This is a genomic window from Galactobacter caseinivorans, assembly GCF_003640665.1.
Classification (GTDB): Bacteria; Actinomycetota; Actinomycetes; order Actinomycetales; family Micrococcaceae; genus Galactobacter; species Galactobacter caseinivorans.
Genome location: NZ_QQXL01000001.1, coordinates 73774 through 95473 on the forward strand (window position 1 = coordinate 73774; position 21700 = coordinate 95473).

The 21700-nt window shown below is 69.0% G+C and carries 20 protein-coding genes; 9 read left to right on the top strand and 11 right to left on the bottom strand.

What is annotated here, in order from left to right:
• Positions 1-26 precede the first annotated feature (26 nt).
• On the top strand, positions 27-389 hold the full coding sequence (locus DWQ67_RS00360) for a DUF4229 domain-containing protein (protein ID WP_121483615.1): 363 nt from the start codon (positions 27-29) through the stop codon (positions 387-389).
• A 210-nt stretch (positions 390-599) separates the two neighbouring features.
• On the opposite strand, the gene DWQ67_RS00365 is transcribed toward DWQ67_RS00360, so the two are convergent.
• The 5 genes from DWQ67_RS00365 to DWQ67_RS00385 form a co-directional block, all read right to left on the bottom strand.
• Positions 600-1487, bottom strand: coding sequence for a 1,4-dihydroxy-2-naphthoate polyprenyltransferase (locus DWQ67_RS00365; RefSeq protein WP_121483616.1), 888 nt, complete (start codon positions 1485-1487; stop codon positions 600-602).
• Positions 1488-1570: 83 nt separating this feature from the next.
• Entirely contained in the window at positions 1571-2845 is a 1275-nt protein-coding gene (locus DWQ67_RS00370; RefSeq protein WP_121483617.1) for an AMP-binding protein, read from the bottom strand.
• A gap of 20 nt (positions 2846-2865) precedes the next feature.
• Positions 2866-3816, bottom strand: a complete 951-nt coding sequence (locus DWQ67_RS00375; RefSeq protein WP_121483618.1) for a 1,4-dihydroxy-2-naphthoyl-CoA synthase — start codon at positions 3814-3816, stop codon at positions 2866-2868.
• Between the two features lie 78 nt (positions 3817-3894).
• Positions 3895-4575, bottom strand: a complete 681-nt coding sequence (locus DWQ67_RS00380) for a lysoplasmalogenase family protein (RefSeq protein ID WP_121483619.1) — start codon at positions 4573-4575, stop codon at positions 3895-3897.
• A complete protein-coding gene (locus tag DWQ67_RS00385) occupies positions 4572-5075 on the bottom strand; it encodes a PaaI family thioesterase (RefSeq protein WP_121483620.1) in 504 nt (167 codons plus the stop codon). Before DWQ67_RS00385 ends, DWQ67_RS00380 begins: the two co-directional genes overlap by 4 nt.
• 283 nt (positions 5076-5358) lie before the next feature.
• On the opposite strand from DWQ67_RS00385, the gene DWQ67_RS00390 reads away from it, so the two are divergent.
• Genes DWQ67_RS00390 through DWQ67_RS00400 form a run of 3 tightly spaced genes read left to right on the top strand, consistent with a single transcriptional unit; the run spans position 5359 to position 8266 of the window.
• Positions 5359-6588: a thiolase family protein gene (locus DWQ67_RS00390; protein ID WP_121483621.1), complete on the top strand. Its 1230-nt coding sequence runs from the start codon at positions 5359-5361 to the stop codon at positions 6586-6588.
• 2 nt (positions 6589-6590) lie between these two features.
• Positions 6591-7418: an enoyl-CoA hydratase/isomerase family protein gene (locus DWQ67_RS00395; protein ID WP_233555843.1), complete on the top strand. Its 828-nt coding sequence runs from the start codon at positions 6591-6593 to the stop codon at positions 7416-7418.
• A complete protein-coding gene (locus DWQ67_RS00400; protein ID WP_267899635.1) occupies positions 7415-8266 on the top strand; it encodes a 3-hydroxyacyl-CoA dehydrogenase family protein in 852 nt (283 codons plus the stop codon). Before DWQ67_RS00395 ends, DWQ67_RS00400 begins: the two co-directional genes overlap by 4 nt.
• Positions 8267-8357: 91 nt before the next feature.
• Here the strand turns inward: DWQ67_RS00400 and DWQ67_RS00405 are convergent, their stop codons facing one another.
• Positions 8358-10358, bottom strand: a complete 2001-nt coding sequence (locus DWQ67_RS00405; RefSeq protein WP_147433572.1) for an HNH endonuclease signature motif containing protein — start codon at positions 10356-10358, stop codon at positions 8358-8360.
• 132 nt (positions 10359-10490) lie between these two features.
• On the opposite strand from DWQ67_RS00405, the gene DWQ67_RS00410 reads away from it, so the two are divergent.
• Positions 10491-11105 carry a GNAT family N-acetyltransferase gene (locus DWQ67_RS00410; protein WP_121483623.1) on the top strand — a complete coding sequence of 205 codons (615 nt, stop codon included), beginning with the start codon at positions 10491-10493 and terminating at the stop codon, positions 11103-11105.
• 46 nt (positions 11106-11151) lie between these two features.
• Here the strand turns inward: DWQ67_RS00410 and DWQ67_RS00415 are convergent, their stop codons facing one another.
• Both DWQ67_RS00415 and DWQ67_RS00420 read right to left on the bottom strand, forming a co-directional pair.
• The gene (locus tag DWQ67_RS00415) at positions 11152-11601 is read right to left on the bottom strand and encodes an arsenate-mycothiol transferase ArsC (protein WP_121483624.1); all 450 of its coding nucleotides are present in this window, start codon (positions 11599-11601) and stop codon (positions 11152-11154) included.
• The gene (locus DWQ67_RS00420; RefSeq protein ID WP_121483625.1) at positions 11598-11978 is read right to left on the bottom strand and encodes an ArsR/SmtB family transcription factor; all 381 of its coding nucleotides are present in this window, start codon (positions 11976-11978) and stop codon (positions 11598-11600) included. The genes DWQ67_RS00415 and DWQ67_RS00420 overlap by 4 nt, the downstream gene beginning before the upstream one ends.
• A gap of 157 nt (positions 11979-12135) precedes the next feature.
• Between DWQ67_RS00420 and DWQ67_RS00425 the strand changes: the two genes are divergently transcribed.
• The 3 genes from DWQ67_RS00425 to DWQ67_RS00435 all read left to right on the top strand — a co-directional run bounded on the left by DWQ67_RS00425 (position 12136) and on the right by DWQ67_RS00435 (position 15812).
• Positions 12136-12552, top strand: a complete 417-nt coding sequence (locus DWQ67_RS00425; protein WP_121483626.1) for an arsenate reductase ArsC — start codon at positions 12136-12138, stop codon at positions 12550-12552.
• Positions 12549-13889, top strand: coding sequence for an FAD-dependent oxidoreductase (locus tag DWQ67_RS00430; RefSeq protein WP_121483627.1), 1341 nt, complete (start codon positions 12549-12551; stop codon positions 13887-13889). Before DWQ67_RS00425 ends, DWQ67_RS00430 begins: the two co-directional genes overlap by 4 nt.
• A gap of 219 nt (positions 13890-14108) precedes the next feature.
• Positions 14109-15812, top strand: a complete 1704-nt coding sequence (locus DWQ67_RS00435; RefSeq protein WP_158595315.1) for an ABC-F family ATP-binding cassette domain-containing protein — start codon at positions 14109-14111, stop codon at positions 15810-15812.
• 70 nt (positions 15813-15882) lie between these two features.
• Here DWQ67_RS00435 and DWQ67_RS00440 read toward each other — a convergent pair whose 3' ends face one another.
• A complete protein-coding gene (locus tag DWQ67_RS00440) occupies positions 15883-17886 on the bottom strand; it encodes an alpha/beta fold hydrolase (RefSeq protein ID WP_121483629.1) in 2004 nt (667 codons plus the stop codon).
• 308 nt (positions 17887-18194) lie between these two features.
• On the opposite strand from DWQ67_RS00440, the gene paaZ reads away from it, so the two are divergent.
• The gene (paaZ, locus tag DWQ67_RS00445) at positions 18195-20306 is read left to right on the top strand and encodes a phenylacetic acid degradation bifunctional protein PaaZ (RefSeq protein ID WP_121484200.1); all 2112 of its coding nucleotides are present in this window, start codon (positions 18195-18197) and stop codon (positions 20304-20306) included.
• Positions 20307-20440: 134 nt separating this feature from the next.
• Here the strand turns inward: paaZ and DWQ67_RS00450 are convergent, their stop codons facing one another.
• A complete protein-coding gene (locus DWQ67_RS00450) occupies positions 20441-21160 on the bottom strand; it encodes a GNAT family N-acetyltransferase (protein ID WP_233555844.1) in 720 nt (239 codons plus the stop codon).
• Positions 21161-21365: 205 nt separating this feature from the next.
• Positions 21366-21491, bottom strand: coding sequence for a hypothetical protein (locus DWQ67_RS14175; protein ID WP_267899636.1), 126 nt, complete (start codon positions 21489-21491; stop codon positions 21366-21368).
• Positions 21492-21700: the final 209 nt, after the last annotated feature.

The following is a 21700-nucleotide window of genomic DNA, read 5'->3' on the forward strand; positions in this document are numbered from 1 at the left end:
CCCCGCGTGACGCCTAGAATGGTGGGGTGAAGGTCTTTCTGTACACCCTGCTGCGCACCGTCATCTTTGTGGGGGTTGCCCTGCTCGTCTACTTCATTTTCGGATGGGGAAGCTGGGGCCTCATGGGCAGCATCCTGTCCGTGGTGGTGGGGGCCGTGGTGGCCTTCGCGGTGGGCTACCTCTTCTTTGACCGGCAGCGCCGCGCCGCCGCTCGGCAGTTGGCGGATGCCATGGAACGCCGCAAGGCGGAGCGGCCCGTTGGCCCCACCCAGGCGGAGAAGGATGCTGGCGTGGAGGATTCCTACCAGGACACCCTGCGCCGCGAGGCGGGCCTGACGAGCGATGCCCGTGCGCCACGCTCCGTGGACCCGGCCGACGACGAGCGCTGACTGCGCACGCCGAGAACGGACTCGCCTCCCGCGCCCGACCGGCCCATCCCCGGCGGCAAGCGACACTCCTCACGTCAACGACACCTCATACGACAAACGCCGCCTTGCAAGGCGGCGTTTGTCGTATGAGGTGTCACGCGGCTGAGGGGCCTGGCCCGCGACGTCACCCGCGACGTCACCCGCGGCCGTGCCCTGCCCGGGCAACCGAGCCTATGCCAACAGGAAGGGCAGCGCCGAGGCGACGGAGAAGAGCGCCGCGAAGACGATCGCGATGATGCCCGTTTGCTTCAGGACGGGGATCAGCTCGCCGGCGTGCTGCGCGGTCATGACGCGGCGGACAGGGGCGACGCTGAGCGCGAGGACCACCAGGGTCAGCAGTAGCCACGGATTGCTGGGTGCGGCGAGGACAGGCAGCACGGCGGCGACGCCAAGCATGAACGCGTAAGAGACACGGGCGGCGTGCTCGCCCAGGCGCACGGCCAGGGTGTTTTTGCCGACCTCGCGGTCCGTGGGGATGTCGCGGATGTTGTTGGCCATCAGCAGGGCCATGGCAATCAGGCCCGTGGAGACGGCGCCGAGCCAGGCCGTGAGTGGCAGCTGGTGCACCTGCGTCAGCGTGGTGCCAAGGGTAGCGACGAGGCCAAAGAACAGGAAGACGAAGACCTCGCCCAGGCCAAGGTAGCCGTAGGGGTGCTTGCCGCCCGTGTAGCCCCAGGCGGCGAAGATGGCGGCGACGCCCACCAGCAGCAGCGGCCACACGCCGGAGCCAAAGATCAGCAGCAGGCCGACCAGCGCGGCCAGCCCAAAGCAGATGAACGAGGCGGCCTTGACGTGGGAGGGCTTGGCCAGGCGGGAACCGGTCAGGCGCAGCGGGCCCACGCGGTCATCGTCCGTGCCCCGCACGCCGTCGGAGTAGTCGTTGGCGTAGTTCACGCCGATCTGCAGCAGCAAGGAGACCAGCAGCGCCAGGATCGCGAGCACCCAGTGAAAGGCGCCGGTGAGGCCAAAGGCGGCCGCGGTGCCGACGGCAACCGGGGCGATCGCCATGGGGAGGGTGCGCAGACGCGCTCCGGCGATCCATTGGGCTGGGGTGGCCACGGTAAAGTCCTTCCGAGTCTTGAATGAATGACCCTCCATTGTCTCCCCAGCGGCGGGTTGGGCCGAATCGGGTGGCGGGAGTCTCAGTCCTGGCTGGTTTCTTGGCCTACCGGGACCTCTCCGGCCGCCGACCGGAGCCGGTTGATGATGCGCACGCGGTCCGGTTTGCCGTTGCTCAGCCGGGGCAGCTCAGACTCCGTGGAGAAGATCGTGGGAACGGCCGCGCGGCCCAATTGGGTCAGGACCGCGGCGCGGATGTCCCTGACGAGTTCGGCGTCGGCGTCGGGACCCAGATCGGGGCCGGGGCCGGTGGAACGCAACTCCGGGCGCACCACCAGTGCCACTGCCACCGTTTCCACCCAGTCCCGATGCGCAACGCCCGCCACAAACGCCTCCTGGACGCCGTCCACGGACTCGATCACGCGTTGCACCTCCTGAGCGGACACCTTCACCCCGCCGGTATTGATCACGTCATCGGTGCGGCCGCTCACGCTCACGGTGCCATCCTCGGACACCTGCCCCAGGTCGTCGGTGATGTACCAGCGCACGGCGTCCGCGTCGGTGACGAAGTGCTCCGCGGTGCGCTCCGGGTCGCCAAGATAACCGGCGGCCACCATGGGCCCGCCCAGCCGAAGCCGCCCGTCGACCGAGCGCACGCTCACGCCCGGCAACGCCGCGCCGTCGTAGACGCAGCCGCCGCAGGTCTCCGCGGACCCATAGGTCAGCACCACCGCGAGCCCGGCCTCGCGGGCCGCGGCGCGCGTGGCGTCCGGGGCGCGGCCGCCGCCCACCAGGATGGCCGAGTACTCCAGCAGCGCTGACCGCACGGCCGGGTCCGGGTCCTGCACCAAACGGGTCAGTTGGGTGGGAACCAGGGAGGTATAGAGGCGTTCAGAGGGCCCGACGGCGTGGCGTAGCGACTCGGTGGCAGCGGCAAAGTCGGCGGGGGCAAAGTGCCGGGTGAGGTCCAAGGTTGCGAGGCGGGTCCCCCCGAGCAGCGCCCGGGAGACAACGGCGAGGCCGGCCACGTAGTGCAGCGGCAGGGCAAGCAACCAGTGTCCATCGCCGCCAAGGTATGTACGGGTTGCGGCGGCGCTGGCAGCGAGCGAGGCCGCCGGGAGGGCGGTGCGCTTGGGGGTGCCGGTGGAGCCGGAGGTACGGACGACGGCGGCGGTCCCGTGCCCCGCGCCCGTCGGTGTGGTCACCGTGAAGGTGCCCGGCTCGGCACCCTCCAGCACCTCCACGGCGGGGCCGGACCCGGCCTGCGCCGCGCCCAGCCGGGACGCGAGTGAGGCGACGCTCGCCGCGAAGGCGGCGGAGGCGTCGTCGGGCAGGTGGAGCAGGTCTCCCGGAAGCATGGCTGCGTTCGGAACCGGGCTCAGAAGTAGTGCGGGAAGGCCGACCAGTCGGCGTCGCGCTTGCCGAGGAAGGCGTCGCGGCCCTCCACGGCCTCATCCGTCATGTAGGCCAGGCGGGTGGCCTCGCCGGCAAAGACCTGCTGGCCGGCCAGGCCGTCATCCGCGGCATTGAAGGCAAACTTCAGCATGCGCATGGCCTGTGGGGACTGGCGGGCGATGTCCGCCGCGTACTCCAGGGCCACGTCCTCCAGGCGCTCGTGGTCAACGGCCTCGTTGACGGCGCCCATGCGAACCATGTCTTCGGCGGAATATTCGCGGGCGAGGAAGAAGATCTCCCGTGCGGCCTTCTGACCCACCTGGCGGGCCAAGAGGGCGGAGCCGTAGCCGGCATCGAAAGAGCCCACGGTGGCGTCCGTCTGCTTGAACTTGCCGTGCTGGCGGGAGGCGATGCTCAGGTCAGCGACGACATGCAGGGAGTGCCCGCCGCCGGCGGCCCAGCCGTTGACGACGGCGATGACCACCTTGGGCATGGTGCGGATGAGGCGCTGCACCTCAAGGATGTGGAGGCGGCCGGCGCGGGCGGGGTCGATGGTCTCCGAGGTGGTGCCCTCGGCGTAGCGGTACCCGTCGCGCCCGCGGATGCGCTGGTCCCCGCCGGAGCAGAAGGAGAAGCCGCCGTCCTTGGGGGAGGGGCCGTTGCCGGTGAGCAGGACCGTGCCGACGTCCGGGGTCATGCGCGCGTGATCCAGGGCCCGGTAGAGCTCATCCACCGTGCCGGGGCGGAAGGCGTTGCGCACCTCCGGGCGGTCGAAGGCGATGCGGACCGTGGGCAGGTCGCGGACGAGGGCCCCGTCCTCGCTGCGCTCCACCTGGCGGTGGTAGGTGATGTCTTCAAAGTCGAAGCCGTTGACGACGCGCCAGCGGGTGGGGTCGAAGGTATCGGAGACGCGGGACGGAAGGGAGGTGCTCACGAGGGATGAGTCTAGTCGGTAGGGGTTGGTCGAGCGGGGGGGCGGCTCAGGAAACCACCGGCTCAGGAAACCAGCGCCTCAGGAAACCAGCGCCCACCCGGCGAGCAGGAAGAGGGCCAGGTGGTACGGAATCATGACCAGGGCGCTGTCGCGCTCGGCCTTGATGACGAAGCGGCGCCAGGCGAGGATGCCGTCGGAGGCATAGAAGAGGATGGCGCCCAGGAGGGCGGCCCATCCGCCGAAGGTCGCTGAGCCCACGCCCGCGGCGAGCACCAAGAGGCTGATGACCACCAGGTAGACGCCGGCCAGGATCCCCTGGCGTTGCGCGGCTGCCGCGGAGACAATTCGCCAGCCCACGGCTAGGAGGGCCGCGCCCACCACCGCGACGCTCACGTAGATGCCCCAGCCGGAGGGCCAGCCCTCGCTCCACGCGTCGCGCAGCAGGGCGGCAACAAACACCAGGTGCGCGGCGCCAAAGGCCACGGCGCCGGGGATGAAGCGGCGGTCGTCGAGCAAGAAAAGGTCGCCCAAGAGGCACAGCACCAGCGCGCCGCAGCCCAGGACGGCTGACCAGCTGGGCTTGCCCTGCTCGGCCGAGTGCAGCGCGACCGCCAGTACGAGCAGGGTGGGGACCAGCCCCTTGGTCATCCACCTGGCGCCGTTGACTGGGCGGGCGGCCAGGATCCAGTCGATCACCGCCACGAGCACGGCCGCGATCAGGAGGCCGATGGTGATGGGGCCAAGCGGTGAGAGCATCATCGGGCGGTCCCCACGCCCTCGACGTCGGGCTCTGGGCCCAAGTCCAGCGCGTACAGGCTGGAGGTTGCCAGGGCCAGCACCTTGCCGTCGGCCCGCTGGATTTCGGCGTGGGACACAGAGGTGGAGCGCCCCACGTGATCGGTGTGCCCCACGATGCGCAGGGTGCCTGCCTCCAGGGTGATGGCCTTCAGGAAGCGCACGTGCAGGTCCATGGTGGTCCACACCATGCCGGCCGGGCTGAGGGTGTCCACGGCCAAGCCGCAGGCGTTGTCCAGCATGGAGGACACAAATCCGCCGTGCCCTGACCCAATCTTGTTCAGGTGCTCCGGGCGCACCGTGCACTCCAGCGTCACGGTCCCTGGTTCGGCGTGAACCAGGCGGATCCCCAGGTGCTCGTTAAACGGAGACTCGGAGATCTCGCCCGTGATGAGCCGCTGGAGGTACTCGAGTCCGGAGAGGGTGCGGCGCAGCTCGCGCTGCGGGGATGCGTCAAGGGCCATGCGCCCATCCTAGAAGGCGGCAACGGAGAAGGCTGCAAGGGCCCGACGCCGCCGGGGCGCGTGAGTGCCTCGAGCGTCGTGGTGTGCAAAGCGCCTTGGGCCCACACCCGCGCCGTCACCGACGCCCCAAGCATTGACGCAGATCACACGATCCCGGTACGTTCTTCCTGACCGATCGGTCAGGAAATGCGGGGCCTTGTTTCCCCTTCCGACCGACAGCACTCGATCACAACCGGCCCCTCGCGGGCGCACGGCGGAGGCTCACCCCTCCAGAAGGAGAGTCATGACCGAGGCCTACCTCATCGGCGGCGCGCGCACCCCCGTGGGTCGCTACGGCGGCGCCCTCTCATCCGTTCGCCCGGACGATCTAGCGGCCCTCACGGTCAAGGCGGCCGTCGAGCGGGCCGGAATTGACCCGGCAGAAGTGGACGAGGTCATCCTCGGCAACGCCAACGGCGCCGGCGAGGAGAACCGCAACGTGGCCCGCATGGCCTGGCTGCTGGCGGGCTTCCCAGACTCCGTGCCGGGCATCACCGTGAACCGGCTCTGCGCCTCCGGCCTCTCCGCCATCGCCATGGCCGCGCAGATGATCAAGGCTGGCGAGGCCGACATCGTGGTGGCTGGCGGCGTCGAATCCATGTCGCGCGCCCCCTGGGTCATGGAAAAGCCCACCACCGCCTTCGCCAAGCCGGGCGCTACTTTTGACACGTCGATTGGTTGGCGCTTCCCCAACCCGGAGTTCCTCTCCGGAGAGCTCTCGCGGGACGGCAAGATGACCTACTCCATGCCGGAGACGGCGGAGGAGGTCGCCTCCGTGTACGGCGTGAGCCGCGAGGACTGTGACAACTTTGCGGTGCGCTCCCACGAGCGCTCGCTCGCGGCCATCGCCGCTGGGCACTTCAAGAACGAGATCGTCCCCGTCACCGTCAAGGGCCGCAAGGGCGCGGAAACCGTCGTCGACACCGACGAGGGCCCCAGGCCCGGGACAACGGCAGAGGTGCTGGGCAAGCTGCGCCCGGTGGTGAAGGGCGGCTCTGTCGTCACGGCGGGCAATGCCTCCAGCCTGAACGACGGCGCGTCCGCGATCGTGGTGGCCTCCGAGGCGGCGGTGAAGCGCCTTGGCCTCACCCCCCGCGCCAAGGTGCTGGGCGGCGCCAGCGCCGGCCTGGCCCCAGAAATCATGGGCATGGGCCCCGTCCCTGCCACCCGAAAGGTGCTGGATCGCCACGGGCTCACCACGGCAGACTTGGGCGCCGTGGAGCTGAACGAGGCCTTTGCCTCGCAGTCCCTTGCCTGCCAGCGCGAGCTGGGGCTTGACCTGGACATCGTCAACGCGGACGGCGGCGCCATCGCCCTTGGCCACCCGCTTGGCTCCTCCGGTTCCCGCCTGGTGGTCACGCTACTTGGCCGCATGGAGCGCGAGCTGGCAGACAAGCCGGGACGCAAGCTGGGCCTGGCCACCATGTGCGTGGGCGTGGGCCAGGGGTCTGCACTCCTGATCGAGGGAGTCTGAGCGTGGGCGGCTTTGATCAGGCCTCACTGCACGACGCCGCGTGGGCGGCCGGTTTTTCTGCCTTGCGTGTGCGCGAGGGCAGTGACCGGGTGGTCGCCTCCCTGAATCGGCCGGAGGTGCGCAACGCCATTGACCAGACCATGGTGGACGAGCTTCACGCTCTTGCGGATCACCTGGAGCGCCACCCAGCGCTGCTGATCCTCACGGGCCTCCCCTCGGATCCAGACAAGGGCACCAAGGGGATCTTCGCGTCCGGTGCGGATATCGCCCAACTGAAGGAACGGCGTCGGGCAGAGGCCCTGGCCGGGATCAACTCCACCATCTTTGACCGACTGGCTCAGCTGCCGCTGCCCATGATCGCGGCGCTGGACGGCTTTGCGCTGGGTGGGGGAGCGGAGCTCTCCTATGCGGCGGATTTTCGCATCGGCACCCCGCAGCTGCGCATGGGCCAGCCGGAGACCAATCTCGGCATCACCGCCGGAGCGGGTGCCACGTGGCGGCTGCGCGAATTGGTGGGGGAGCCGCTGGCCAAGGAAATCCTGCTGGCCGGCAAGATCCTCACGGGCGAGCAGTGCCTGGCTGCCGGGCTCATCACCGAGCTCGTGGAGCCGGCGGAGCTCCTGACCGCGGCGCACGCGCTGGCTGATCGGATCGCCGCTCAAGACCCGCTGGCCGTGCGACTCACCAAGGCGGTGTTCCACGCCCCTCGGGAGGCGCATCCCATGATCGACACCCTGGCGCAGGCCGTGCTCTTTGAGTCCGAGGCCAAATTTGAGCGTATGCAGGCCTTTTTGGACAAGAAGAACGAGCGAAAGCAGGACAGCAAGTGAGCCAGAAGCTTCCCGCCCGTGTGGGCGTCATCGGCGGCGGGCGCATGGGCGCCGGCATCGCGCACGCGTTCCTGATCTCTGGCAGCGACGTGGTGGTGGTTGAGGCGAACGACGACGCTGCTGCCGCCGCCTCCGAGCGCGTGGCCGCGTCGGTGGATAAGTCGTTGGCTCGCGGGCTTGCCGGGACGCGCGAGGAGTGGCTGGGCCACTTCAGCACCGCGACGAGCAAGGCTGCGCTGGCGCACGTGGACCTGGCCGTGGAGGCCGTGCCGGAGCTGTGGGACCTGAAGGTCTCGACGCTGCGCGAGGCCGAGTCGCACCTGGCCGAGGGAGTGGTGTTGGCCTCCAACACATCCTCACTGTCCATCGATGGCTTGGCCGCCGAGTTGCAGCGTCCGGGTTTGTTCCTTGGACTTCACTTCTTCAATCCGGTTCCTGCCTCCAAGCTGATCGAGGTGGTGTGGGGCGCCGCGACGGATGACGAGGTGCTCGCGTCGGTGCGTGGCTGGGTGGAGGCGCTGGGCAAGACCGCCGTGGTCGTGAAGGATTCCCCCGGCTTTGCTTCGTCTCGACTGGGGGTATCCCTCGCGATCGAGGCCATCCGCATGGTGGAGGAGGGCGTGGGCACTCCGGAGGACATCGACAACGCCATGGTGCTTGGATACGGGCACGCGTCTGGTCCGCTGCGAACCACCGACATTGTGGGGCTGGACGTTCGGCTGGACATCGCGACGTACCTGGCGCAGGAGCTTGGGCCGCGTTTTGCGCCGCCGCAGCTCATGATGGACATGGTGGAGCGCGGCGATCTGGGGCAGAAGTCCGGCAAGGGCTTCTACGACTGGGCGTGATTTTCAGCTGATCTTCGGCCGGTCCCCGGCTGATGTGCGCCGGAACCGCATCTGCAGCCCGACCCCGAACAGCCCCTCTGTTCGGGGTCGCTCAGTTCCTGGCCGGATGGCTCGACGCACTCCACCGGTCATCTCTCCACCGGCCACCTGTCCACTGGCCCCAACTCCACCGGCCGCCAGTCCTCCGGCCGCCAGCCCCATGAGCAGCACGCTTGCCGATGTGGCGGGCCGAGGCGCCGCCGCAGAGCAGGTGGGCGGCCAGGCGCGGACGATCCACACCGTGCGAAACCCCGCTTCCGTGAGCTGTATCTGCTCCGAGGCCACCTTCCAGACCGCGGGGCGCGGCGTTCGGAACAATCCTGGGCACCACAGGAATCCTGGCCACCACGGGAATTCTGGCCGCCACGGGGCGCTCGACGGGCGCCACAGCACAGGCGATGGAGGGTCGTTGCGGCAACGGTGTCCCCTGCGCCTGCGGGGGCGAGAGGAGTGGTTGTTGCCGTCGGGCGATCCTCACCCGCCCGGCATGGGCCTCGTGGTGGTGAAAATTACAGAGCAGGATGCCGTTTTCCACGTCCGTGGCACCGCCCAGCGACCAGGGGATCAGGTGGTGTGCCTCGCAATAGCTGGCGGGGAACGAGCATCCCGGCGCCCGGCATCGCCTATCTCTTGCCATGAGGGCACGGCGCTGCGCCGGCGTGAACAGCCTGGTGGTGCGCCCCAGCCGCAGCGGCTCATCATTGGCATCGGTGGAGAGGAACTGCACCTCGCCGTCGCAGATCATCCGCGCCAGCGAGCCGATCGAGACCACGTCGCCGGTCTGCGGGAGCCACGCACCATGTTCCAGCGCGGAGTCGGGTCCGTTGTTGCTGGCCGGAGCTGAAGTTTCTGGAGCACTCTCGCTATGAGCCGGCGCACCGTGCCCTGGAGCAGCCCCGGCCACCGCCGATGTACCGGTGGAGCTCCCACCGCCGGCCCGCGCCGCCGTCTTGTGCACCGCCGCCGCGCGAGTCATGACCATCAGCGTGGGCGCCGCCCCGCCGGAACGCGGCGCGGCGCTGGACGTAGCAAGCTGGGCGAAGAGCGATGTGAGGACATCGAAGCGAATCTGCTCCGGCAAGCGACGCTCGGCGTTGTCTGCGTCCACGGCGTGTTCGCCGGCCCCGGCTGCACCGCCAACCCCGGCTGCACCGCCGCTCACCTCGGCCGCACCGCCAACCCCGGCCGCACCCAGTTCACGGGCTCCGCCAGCCACACGCGGTGCCGTAAACGAATCCAGCACGGTCTTGATGGCCGCGCCGTCCAGCGCCGGGGCAAGGCCGGAGAGGTTCCACATGCCGTCGCGGCGCTGGCTGAGCCGGAAGGACCGCGCTGCCCGTTGTCGGCGCTCGTCCGGCTCCAAACCGTCCGGGTCAATCGCCCGATTCCACAGCGTGGCCTGCGCCTTCAACAACTCGGGACGCAGCCGCTGCTCGCCGTTCTCCGCGGCGGCCTGGCCCAGCTTCCCGCCGGTGGCTCCGCCAATGAGGGCGGCCTCAGCGGCCTGGAGCATCTCGGGATGGGCGGCCCGGTGCGCGGGCGGCAGACCGGCGGCGATGACGCGGGCCTGGTCCACGCTCACCTGCCCCTCATCCAACGCCTTGCGCAGCAACCCCAGGGCCGGAGGAAGGGGCCCGGCGGAGAATCCGCGGCGCTCCGCCGTGGACTCGGCCACGGCCAGGAGGCCGGAAGTGGCACCCGGGACGGTGCCAAAACTGTGCTCGATCATCTCCCGCGGCGAGCGGAAGTGCTGCCGCCGGCACAGGGACTGATCCGGCGAGGCGTCGGAACGGGACACCACCTCGCGGGTCAGCGCGACCTGCAACCCGCCAGAGCTGCGATGCAGCTCAGCCGCGAGACTCAGGGAGGCGACCACCGCGTCGTCCGGCAAAGAGGACAGGGCCCCAAGCAACTGAGCCACACCGCCCTCGATGGCGCGGAGAGCGTCACGGAGCCCGGCGACGGCGTCCGACGCGGTCGCGCTGCCCGCTTCGGTCGCGCGGCTCGGATCGAATGCGCTGCCCGGATCGGCTGCGTTGGCTGGCTGTTCCACGATGCGCACCCCCCGATGCCTGAAGCGGTAGCGGAACCCCTTCCGCCGTGTGATCTATGGTCGCAAAGGGGGCCGACACTTTGCTCGCGGCCCCCACTTCCCGCGGAGCCTCGGCGCGCCTAGCGTGGAGGCATGACCACCCTGCAGCCCGTGACCCTGACCGGTGACCTCGTCCGCCTGGAACCGCTATCCCTGGAGCATGAGGAGGGGCTGAAGGAGGCCGTGAGAGACGGCGAGCTCTGGCGCCTCTGGTACACCAACATCCCGGCGCCGGAGGGAATGCGCGCGGAGATTGAGCGCCGCCTTGGCCTGCAAAGGTCCGGCAGCATGATCCCGTTCACCACGCGCGCGGTGCGCGACGAGCGCATCATCGGCATGACCAGCTACATGAACATCGATCACAGCATCCCGCGCGTGGAAATCGGCTCCACGTGGAACGCCAAGAGCGCCCAAGGATCTGGCACCAACGCCGAGTCGAAGCTGCTGCTGCTCACCCAGGCCTTTGAGGTGTGGGACTGCCCCGCGGTGGAGTTCAGGACGTCGTGGCAGAACCAGCAGTCGCGTGCCGCGATAGAAAAGCTTGGCGCAAAGCTCGACGGCGTTCTGCGCCAGCACACGCGCACGCGTGACGGTTCGCTGCGCGATACGTGTGTCTATTCCATCGTTGCCGCGGAGTGGCCGCAGGTGCGATCCATGCTGCGCTTCCGCCTGGGCCAGGACGTGCTGGGCCAGGACGTGCTGGGTTAGGTGGAGCCGAACACCCCAGCCCCGAGCAACCCCAGCCCCGCGCGGGTCACCGGAGGCTGACGAGCAGCTCCGCGACCCGCGCCCGAATGTCATCGCGCACCAACTCCATGCGCTCCATCCCCTCGATCCCGCGCAGGGACGGCTCGTCGGTGATCCAGCGCTCCACCCTGACCCCTTCCACCTCCGGCAGCTGGGCCTCCTGGCCCAGCACCACCACGCGATCGGCGGCGCGCATCAGCTCTGGCGTCACCAACTGAGGTGACTGCCCGGCCACGGACGCGCCAACCGCCTCCAGCGACTGGACCGCCAGGGCGTTGAGGGCGGTCCCCGGGTGGGTTCCGCCGGAGGTGACGCGCACGGAATCGCCGGCCAGCTGACGCATCAGCGCCTGCGCCATCTGTGATTTGCCGCCGTTTTTGACGCAGACAAACAGGATGGACGGGCGGTGGGCTGTGTGGGTGGCAGGGCCTTGGGGCGCCGCGGGGTTGGGCGTCATGCGATCTCCTGAGGGATGAGTGCACCGGCGATGGATTCGAGGGCGCCGGGAAGCAGTGAGTAGTAGGCCCAGACCCCGCGCTTCTCGCGACGAAGGATGCCGGCATCGACCAGGGTCTTGAGGTGATGGGACACAGTGGGCTGGCCAAGATCCAGGGGTTCCTGGATGTCGCACACGCACGCCTCGTGGCCCTGGGCCGCGGCAACGATGGAGAGGATCTTGAGCCGGTTCGGGTCCGCCAGCGCCTTGAATTTTGCGGCCAGAGAGGCGGCTTGTGCCTGCGTCAGGATGTCCTGGCCCTGCGCAGGGGCGCAACAGGCGCCTGCGGCAGCGCCGGACACACCGCCAGCATGGGCGGCGTTCAGTAGTGCGGTCATGGGTCAGCACACCTCGCTTGCCTGGAACAACAAACGTCCAATTGACGAACGTCGATGTCCAGGATCATACTCAACACATCGACATTCGTCGATCTTCTGCCGCAGCACACCACACCACACACCGCACAGCCGCCCCTCACGCCTTCAGGGAGAACCCATGAGCCCCCGCCCCACCGTCCTCTTCGTGTGCGTCCACAATGCCGGCCGCTCCCAGATGGCCGCCGCCTGGCTGCGCCACTTTGCCGGCGACCGCGTGGAGGTCCTCTCCGGCGGATCCCAGCCGGCCGACTCCATCAACCCCGTCGCGGTCACTGCCATGGCGGAGGTGGGAATCGACATCACGGCCAACACGCCCCGCCGCCTTGCGACCGACGACGTGCGCGCCTCCGACGTGGTCATCACCATGGGTTGCGGCGACGCCTGCCCCATCTTCCCGGGCAAACGCTACGAGGACTGGGCGCTCACCGACCCCGCCGGCCAGGGCCTGGACACCGTGCGCGCCGTCCGCGACGACATCAAACTCCGCGTCCAGGCGCTGCTTGCGGATCTGCTCCCGGCGGGGGAGCGCGCGTGACGCTGCAGCTCACGGTCCCACCCGCCGTCGACTCCCCGCGGCTGAGCGGCCTGCCCGTCGCGATCATCGGCGCCGGCCCCGTGGGGCTGGCGGCGGCCGCCGCGCTGTTGGAGCGCGGGCAGCGCGTGGTGGTCTTTGAGGCGGGCCCGGGCGCCGGGCACGCGATGCGGGGGTGGGCGCACACGCGCTTCTTCTCGCCGTGGGAATACGTGCTCGACGCCGCGGCGGTGCGTTTGCTGGACCGGCACGGGTGGGAGCCCCCGCAGGCGGGCAAAAACCCCAGTGGCGCCGAGTTCCTGCGCCAGTATCTGCTGCCGCTGGCGCAGACTCCGGAGCTTGCCGCAGTGATCGGCTACAACTCCCCGGTGCTGGCGGTGTCCAAGGAGGGCATGGACCGCACCAGATCTGTGGGCCGCTCCCTGGCCCCGTACGTCCTTCAGGTGAGTGCGCCGGACGGCGTGCGGTCGGTGAGGGCGCGCGCCGTGATCGACGCTTCGGGTACCTATGGGCAACCCAACTCTCTGCTCTCCTCCGGGCTCCCCGTGCTGGATGAGCTGGCCGCGGAGCACATCCTCCCCGCGCTCCCGGATGTGCTGGGCCAGGACCGCGCCGCTTTTGTGGGGAAGCACATCGTGGTGGTCGGTGCGGGGCATTCGGCCGCCAATACGCTGCTGAAGCTGGCGAATCTGGTCCGCGCCAACGACGGAACCCGGGTGACGTGGGTGGTGCGCTCCCGGCGTCCCAGCCGGGTGTATGGTTCCGCGGCGGACGAGCTGGCGGCGCGCGGCAAGCTCGGCACCGAGCTGCGGGCGCTGGTGCGAGGCGGCGTGATCACGCTGGTGGATTCCCTGGAGATCGACGAGGCCAGGTGGGTCGGCGGGACGCGTGAGGGGCAGGGTCGAAGCGAACTGCCCGGCCAGCTCGAATTGCAGGGCAGGCGCCGCGGGGAGCCCCTGACGCTCACCGCGGACCTGGCGATCGCCGCCACCGGTTTCCGCCCTGACCTGGGGCTGCTGAGCGAGCTTCGGCTGGCGATGGACCAGGTCGTGGAGGCCCCGCGGGCGCTCGCCGGGCTGATTGACCCCCACCTGCATTCCTGCGGGACCGTGGAGCCGCACGGGGTGGCGGAGCTGGCCCATCCAGACGCAAACCTCTTTATTGCGGGCATGAAATCCTATGGACGAGCCCCCACGTTCCTCTTGCTGACCGGCTACGAACAGGTGCGTTCCATCGCGGACGAGTTGGCGGGGGAGCACGCGGCGGCCCGGGCGGTGCACTTGGTCCTACCCGCCACCGGCGTGTGTTCCACCGAGTCCGACGGCGGGTGCTGCGCCTAACGGGTACGGGCAGTTCGGCGGCGCCCGCGCCGTGGTGGCGGTTGACGAGACCGCGCCGCATGCGCCAGGATCGGAGCTGTCCTGTTGTCTGCGTAAGGCCCCCCAAGTGCTGCTTTCCCTCGTCTGATCCGCACCGAGGAATGGCGTTGATCGCCGCCTCGGAGCATCATGCCCTCGTCGCCGCATCCGGCCGCCCGGGCAGATCCGAGGGGACCACTCATGCAGCACCAGCAACAGCACCCATCCGTCGTCCTTGACCAGGTGTCCCTGTCCTTTGCGGACGGGACCCAGGTGTTCACGGACCTCAGCACCACCTTCCGCGCCGGGGTGACCGGCATCATTGGCCCCAACGGCCTGGGCAAGTCCGTGCTTCTGCGCCTGATCTCCGGGGAGCTCACCCCGGACGCGGGCCATCTTTCGCGCCCGGAGCGCGTGGCCGTGTTGCCCCAGCGCCTCACCCTCCAGGCCGGCCGCTCCCTGGCGGACCTGCTCGGCGTGGAGCCCGTGCTGCGTGCCATCCAGGAGCTCACCGAGGCCGAGCCGGCCCCCGGGAGGGCCGCCGCGTTGCTAGAGATCATCGGAGAGGACTGGGACGCGGAGGAGGCGGCGCGCGCCGCCCTGAACGCCGTCGGGCTGGGAAGCCTTGCCGATACCGAGGCGGGCCTGCAGCGCACCGTCGGCACCCTGTCCGGCGGGGAGGCCATGCTCCTGGCCCTGGCTGGGCTGCGCCGCACCACCCCGGAGCTGACCCTGCTGGACGAGCCGAGCAACAACCTGGACCACGAGGCAAGGGAGCGCCTCCGGGAGGCGCTGCGCGGCTGGCCGGGCTCGGTCATCATGGTCTCCCACGATCGCTCCCTGTTGCGCGCCGCGGACGCCATCGCGCAGCTGCGCCCGCGCAGGGTGCGGGCTGGCCGCGCCGAGGGGGTGCTCTTGGAGCAGTTTGGTGGGGGCTGGGATGACTACGCCTCTCGCCGGGCTGCCGCCCAGGAGGCCGCCTCGCGGGAGCTGCGCGAGGCCGAATCCGCGCTGGCCAAGGAGCGTCGCACGCGCCAGAGCGCGGAGACCGCCCTGGCCCGCTCTGCCCGGCAGGGCAAGCAGGCGGCCACCTCCATGCCCAAGATCCTGGCCAATACCCGCAAGAATGCGGCGGAGGGCACCGCGGGGCGTGTGCGCACGGCCCACGCCGCCAAGGTGGGGGAGGCCGCGCAGGCGCTGGATGAGGCCCGAGAGGCGGTGCGGGAGGTGGCCTCCATCGACGTGGACCTGCCGGGCACGGCGCTCGGTGGTGGGGTGATGGCGCTGTCTGGCCGGGTGCCCCGGCTGCCTGGGACGGTGTTGATGGACGACGGCGTGCCGCTGGGTGAGGGGGCCAGTCTCACCGTGCGCGGGCCGGAGGTGGTGGAGCTGACGGGGCCCAACGGCGCGGGAAAGAGCACTCTGCTTGAGGCGCTGATGCCCGGTGCCGTGGTCCCGACTGGCGTGCTGCACCAGCGGACCGGGGTGGTGGGGGAGGACGAGGCGCTGCGAGATGGCGACAGCGTGCTGTCAAATCTGCTGCGGGTTCTGCCCGGGTTGACGGAGGCCAGGGCAAGGGAGGTCCTGGCGCGCCTGCGACTGCGCGGGGAGCGGGTGGCTGAGCCCTTTGGGAGGCTCTCCGGCGGCGAGCGTTTCCGCGTGGATCTGGCTAGGGTGCTGGCCGCTGATCCGCCGCCCCAGATGCTGGTCCTTGACGAGCCCACCAACGACCTGGACCTGGAATCGGTGCAGGCGCTAGCCGTGGCGCTGCGCAACTACGCCGGCGCCGTGGTGGTGGTGAGTCACGATGCGGATTTTCGGGCGTCCCTGGGGGTCACGCGCAGCTGGGAGCTGCGCGCGGCCCAGGGGGAGACGAGTGAAGCACCACACAGCAGATCGGGGTGAGGCCGGCTGGCCCCACCCCGATCACGTGCCCGGCGCTTGGAGGCGCCGTCTACTGCTGTTCAGCTAGGACTTAGCCCGCGTTGCGAACCGCGTCCACGCCCTTCTTGCCGTAAACCGTGGCAACCTGGCGCTCCAGCTCCTTCTGGTCGCTGCTCTTGTTCAACAGAGCATCATCCTTGCGAGCAATCTTGCCCGCGGCCGTCACGGTCGGCGTACCGTCCGTCACGATGAAGGCATCCGTGGCCATGGGCCCGGTGTGCACGGCCTTGGAGTTCAGCTTCCTCCAGGACTCGTACGTCGCCGTCTCCCGCGGAAGCGGAACGGCCTGGTTCACCTTGATGTCCTTGGGCATGGTGCCGTTGAGCAGGTAGTTGTAGACGGGACGATCCACGGCCTCGGTGCCGTAGGGGAAGTGCCCGTGGCTACCCTCGTTGTCGATCGCGATGAAGCTGGTGTTGGGCAGCTTCACGCCGGTGGCGTAGCCGGTCTCCCATGAGGTCTGGGAGTCCTGCTCGCCCTGGATGACCACGGTCTTGGGGAAGGTTGAATCCGCAACCGGCATCATCTGCGAGGTGCGCCAGAAGGCACACAGCGGCGGGTCACTCAGGAAGCCCCACTTCGCGGTGACGGGCGCCTTGGGAGTCGTCTTCTTGTTGTAGGCGTCCCAGTAAGCCGCGCCCTGCGTCCACTGGCCGTCGTTGCAGCGGATCATGTCGAACGGATCCGTCAGCGTGCCCTGGGAGACGCCCGCTTCAGCGGCACCCTCCACGTTCTTCAGCGTGCGAGCCGCAAACTGCTTCACCTTGAGGTCGGAGCGCTGGGCCACGGTCTCCATCTTGCCGAGCGCGGACAGCTTGGCCTTGGCCTGGTCCAACTGCTTGGCGCTCAGGCCGTTCTTGCTCGCCTTGAGCGACTTCACCATGGTGAGGGCGGCCGATGCCGGGTTCTTGGCGCCAGCGGTCTTCAGCTTGGCTGCGGCCTCTGCTTCCTCGCCCCACTCGATGACGAGGGAGACCACGTTGGCTGCCTGGGGGTACTGCTCATTGACGCCAAAGGCTCCGGCGCCGCCGAGGAAGGACCAGAGGAAGAGGACGGTAAAGTCATCCAGCTTGTTGGAGGCCGCGACGTAGCGCTTGTAGATGGCCTGGGGATCGGTTCCCAGTGCGTAGGAGCTGTCCTGGCGAGCAATCCAGTTCATCATGTGGCGCTGGAACTGGCGGTCACGGGCGATGGGCTGCATCTCCCAGGTCTGCTGCAGCGTGGCGTCGGTGACGTCCGTGGCGGAGTCAAGCACAAACTTGTCTCCGTACTTGGCGCCAAACACCTTCTCGTACCAGGCACCCAGCCAGGTGCCGTAGGAGTAGCCCACGTAGCTGAGCTTGGGGGCGGCGAGCAGGGTGCGGATGAAGTCCATGTCATACGCGGTCTGCTCGGTGTTGATGGTGCGGACGTCCTCGTTCGCGGCACAGGCCTTGCCGGCCGCCTTGAGGCTCGCGTTCTTATCCGTGGAGTTGCTATCCCAGGTCCAGCTACAGCTGGCTTGGCTTGACTGTCCCACGCCGCGCGGGTCAAAGCCCACGTAGTTGTAGTACGGGTTCAGGTCCGGGGTGCGCTCCTGCATGGCAGGGCCCCACGGAAGGCCCTCTCCGCCCGGGCCGCCCGGGTTGATGAACATGGTGCCCTTGTAGCGCGGGTTCTTCACGTCAATGTTCTTGGCCTGCGAGATCCGGATGTCCCAGGTCTTGCCGTTGCTCGGGTTCTTCCAGTCGCGCGGCACCTTGACGGTGGCGCACTTGACGTTGGCGACGTTGAAGCGGGTGTTCAGTTCATCGCTACCAAAGTCGCAGGTCTCCCACGTCAGCTTTTGCTTGGAGAGCGCACCGGCCAGTGCCTTCACGTTCGGCGTCGGGTCGGCTGCTTCCGCGGTGGGAAGGGCTCCGCCTGCGCTGCCTGCGACGGCGGCCGCAAGCGCTAGGGCGCCTCCGGCGACGAGGGCGACGCCGCGGCGCCAACCGGGGTGGGACTGTCTTGTTTGCGGACGCTGGGTTTGGTCCACCGGGATTACCTGAGACACGTTAACTCCTTGGGTCAAGGACACGGGAAACAATGACAAGGCTTAACGGAACCAGTAAAGACACTGTTAGGCAAGGGTTCGCCTGAAGGATGTTTCACCCAACGGGGCATGCAGTTTTGCCCGGGGATAAGACCAATGGTTTGTCTTGTGCCAAGCCGAAATCCGGCAGCGGCCCGCCCGCCCCGGTCACGCGGCGTCGGGCAAGGGGTCTGCGTTTGTGGACTGCGCAACTGTGGCGCCGATCACCGAGTCGCTGATACGGTGGTTCCACTAACTGACCGATCGTTCAGGAAAGGTGTGCCGTGAGCATCAGCACCCAAACCGCCTACGTCCCCAGCTACGCCCTCGATGAGTGGTGGACTCCGGCGGCGGGCACCGCAGGCACCGAGGTCTATGACGCCTCCAACGGCCAGACGCTGGGACAGGTCAGCGCCACCGGCCTGGACATCAAGGCCATGATCCACCACGCGCGCACCGTGGGGCAGGCCGGCCTCAGCGCCCTGAGCCTGCACGAACGCGCCCTCATCCTGAAGCAGCTTGCCCTCTATTTGGGGGAGCACAGAGCGGTCCTGGATGAGCTCAACCTGCGTACGGGTGCCACCAAGAAGGACGGCTTCGTCGACATTGACGGTGGCATTGGCGTTCTCTTCACCTTCTCCTCTAAGGGCCGCCGCGAGCTGCCCAACTCCAACGTCATTGAGGAGGGGCCCGTGGAGGTGCTCTCCAAGGACGGCTCCTTCCAAGGCACCCACGTCTTCACCGCGCTGCCCGGCGTCGCGGTCCAGATCAACGCCTTCAATTTCCCGGTCTGGGGAATGCTAGAGAAGTTTGCCCCCAGCTTCATCGCTGGCGTGCCCACCATCGTGAAGCCGGCCACGCCCACCGGCTACCTCACCGAGGCCTGCGTGCGGCTCATGATCGAGTCCGGACTGCTCCCCGCCGGCTCGCTGCAGCTGATCTCCGGCTCCGCCCGCGACGTGCTTGATCACCTGGACTACCGCGACATGGTGGCCTTCACCGGCTCCGGTTCCACGGCGAATCAGCTGGCCAAGCACAGCAATGTCACCGAGGGTGGCGTGCGCTTCACCGCGGAGACCGACTCGCTCAACGCCGCCATTCTTGGCCCGGATGCCACCGAGGACACCCCGGAGTTCAAGGCGTTCATTCGCTCGGTCTCCACGGAGGTCACGGCCAAGGCGGGCCAGAAGTGCACCGCCGTGCGCCGCGTCCTGGTCCCGGCCGGCTTCCGCGATGCGGTGGTCGGGGCCCTGGCTGCAACCTTTGATGAGCGCACCCGCGCCGGGGATCCGCACGCGGAGGGCACCACCATGGGCCCGCTGGCCTCCATGGATCAGCTGCGCGATGTGCGCGGCGCCGTGGGGCGCCTGGTCGCCGCCGGCGGCACGCTGGCATACGGCGACCCCGAGCTCCAGGACGCCGTCACGCAGCAGGGCCACGAGGCCGCGTCCGGGGCCTTCATGTCCCCGGTGGTGCTGACCTGGGATGACCCTGAGGCACCCGAGGTGCACTCGGTGGAGGCCTTTGGCCCCGTCACCTCCGTCATTGAATACCAGGATGTGAACGACGCCGTGCGGTTGGCTGCCATGGGCGGCGGCTCGCTCGTGGCCACCGTCTGCTCGCATGACCCCGCCGTCGTTGTGGCCCTCACGCGCGGCATCGCGGCGCACCACGGCCGCGTGCACGTGCTGGATCGGGACGACGCCAAGACCTCCACCGGTCACGGCTCTCCCATGCCTCACCTGATCCACGGCGGCCCCGGCCGCGCCGGTGGCGGCGAGGAGCTGGGCGGCACCCGCGCCATCCTGCACCACATGTCCCGCACCGCGCTGCAGGGCAGCCCCAACATGCTCACCGCCATCACCGGCGTGTGGCACGCAGGCGCCCACCAGCAACTGGCCGGCGACCCGGCCTTTGGTGGTTCGCCGCAGAACGTGCACCCGTTCCGCAAGTCGCTGGCCGAGCTTCGTCTAGGCGACGGCTTTGTGTCCGGGTTGCGCCAGGTGAGCCGCGAGGAGATTCAGGCCTTCGCGGACACCACGGGGGACACCTTCTATGCGCACACGCAGGAGGCCGCGGCGGAGGCCAATCCGTTCTTCCCCGGGATCGTGGCCCACGGCTACCTGCTGGTCTCCTGGGCCGCCGGATTGTTTGTTGAGCCCGCTCCGGGGCCGGTGCTGGCCAACTACGGCCTGGAGTCGCTGCGCTTCATCACACCGGTCGCGGCCGGGGATTCCATCCGCGTGACCCTCACGGCCAAGAAGATCACCCCGCGCGTGACGGACGAGTACGGAGAGGTGGCCTGGGACGCCGTTCTGCACAATCAGAACGGCGAACTGGTTGCCAACTACGACGTCCTGACCCTCGTGGAAAAGGAAAACGTCACCTACAAGAACTGGTGACCGGGTCCGCGCCCGCGCGGATTTTTTACCCTGCACGACGCCGCTGGGTGGGCTTCCCTTGGAAGCTCACCCAGCGGCGTCGGGCGTTGGGTGTGGGGCACCGACCGCCTGCTGGCGGTGGCTACCCGCCGGGGTCAGGCGCCGTCCGGCGGCAGGATGCCCAGTTCCGCGCGGATCCCCGCTTGATCGCCCTGCGTCTGCAGGGTCCACTCGGGGCGCATCAGGCTGTCGGGGGTGACTCGGAGCAGGGTCTCGGGCTCCATGCGCCCCTCCACGATCACGCGGCGCTCGCCGTTGGTGGAGTAGCCCACGCCCAGGGAGACGCCCATGGACTTGGCGTTCCAGTTGTAGGCGGAGCTGGTGCCCTCCGTGGCGCCAAGGTGGTCAAAGGCCCACAGCAACACGGCCAGGCGCATCTCCTTGCCCAGGCGCTTGCCCTGCTCCGATGAGGTGAGCCAGGAACCTGTCCCCACGGAACGCAGGATGTTGAAGTCTTTGGCCGTGACGTCCTGGCGGCCGATGACGGGCATCTCCCACCAGGGTGTGGTGTCGCCGTCGTCGATCCGACGCACCGCAAAGCTCACGGACCAATCATGCGGCGCGCGCCAGCCGCGCTCGCGCCAAATGGTCTTTGCGGTGCCGGCCAGCAGGGCTGGGCGGGCGTCGCGGGTCCACGGGAAGGCGAAGGGCATCTCATCCGCCGGGTGGATTCCGGCCACGGCCGCGTCCGTCAGGCCGTTGATGTCCTCGTCCCAGACGGGGCGCAGGACCAGTCGCGGGGTGCGCAACTCCAGGCCAAAGAGCGGCAAGGTGTGTGCGAGCGGGTGGGCCGGTGCGTTGGAGGTGCTGCTCACGGGTGTCCTTCCGGTGGGGATGACGTACTCGTCGGGTTGATGCTAACCCCGGGGCTGGGTCCGGCGCAGTCTCCGCAGTCTCCGGCGCAGTCCCCGGCGCGGGAAGGCCCGCCACCTCCGCGTGTGCGGTGATGGCGGGCCTCCTGAACCCGGGGGTGCGCCTCCGGGGCCGGCTCCATGGCGTGTGGCGTGACCAGGTGAGTGCTCAGGCGCCGCGGCGGGTGGAGTGGGTGTGCTTGGGGACCTGGTGGGAGAGGGCTGGGCCCTTGCCACGCATGTCCGCTCGCTTCCCGCCGGCCGGGCGGGGCGTTCCCTGCTGGGGGTTCGTCATGGTGGCCTCCTTTCCTCATCAACCGCCGTGCACGCGCCCAGTCTCTGGGGTGGTGTGCGGCCCTTTGCCGCGGCGATGTGATCAGTCAACACCCAGTGATAGGGAAGTGTCAATCACTAATTTTTCGTGGACAGGGTCGGCCGGCGCTGTCCTGAGTGCGGTGACGCTCTGGCCTGTGAGAGGGTGGAATCTGCCGATCGAGACAAGCA

Bases quoted from the DNA above. Each gene is read 5' to 3' on its own strand.
- DWQ67_RS00370 (WP_121483617.1), bottom strand. From the start codon at position 2,845: ATGCTTCCGGGAGACCTGCTCCACCTGCCCGACGACGCCTCCGCCGCC.
- DWQ67_RS00380 (WP_121483619.1), bottom strand. From the start codon at position 4,575: ATGATGCTCTCACCGCTTGGCCCCATCACCATCGGCCTCCTGATCGCG.
- DWQ67_RS00385 (WP_121483620.1), bottom strand. From the start codon at position 5,075: ATGGCCCTTGACGCATCCCCGCAGCGCGAGCTGCGCCGCACCCTCTCC.
- DWQ67_RS00390 (WP_121483621.1), top strand. From the start codon at position 5,359: ATGACCGAGGCCTACCTCATCGGCGGCGCGCGCACCCCCGTGGGTCGC.
- DWQ67_RS00410 (WP_121483623.1), top strand. From the start codon at position 10,491: ATGACCACCCTGCAGCCCGTGACCCTGACCGGTGACCTCGTCCGCCTG.
- DWQ67_RS00415 (WP_121483624.1), bottom strand. From the start codon at position 11,601: ATGACGCCCAACCCCGCGGCGCCCCAAGGCCCTGCCACCCACACAGCC.
- DWQ67_RS00420 (WP_121483625.1), bottom strand. From the start codon at position 11,978: ATGACCGCACTACTGAACGCCGCCCATGCTGGCGGTGTGTCCGGCGCT.
- DWQ67_RS00425 (WP_121483626.1), top strand. From the start codon at position 12,136: ATGAGCCCCCGCCCCACCGTCCTCTTCGTGTGCGTCCACAATGCCGGC.
- DWQ67_RS00435 (WP_158595315.1), top strand. From the start codon at position 14,109: ATGCAGCACCAGCAACAGCACCCATCCGTCGTCCTTGACCAGGTGTCC.
- DWQ67_RS14175 (WP_267899636.1), bottom strand. From the start codon at position 21,491: ATGACGAACCCCCAGCAGGGAACGCCCCGCCCGGCCGGCGGGAAGCGA.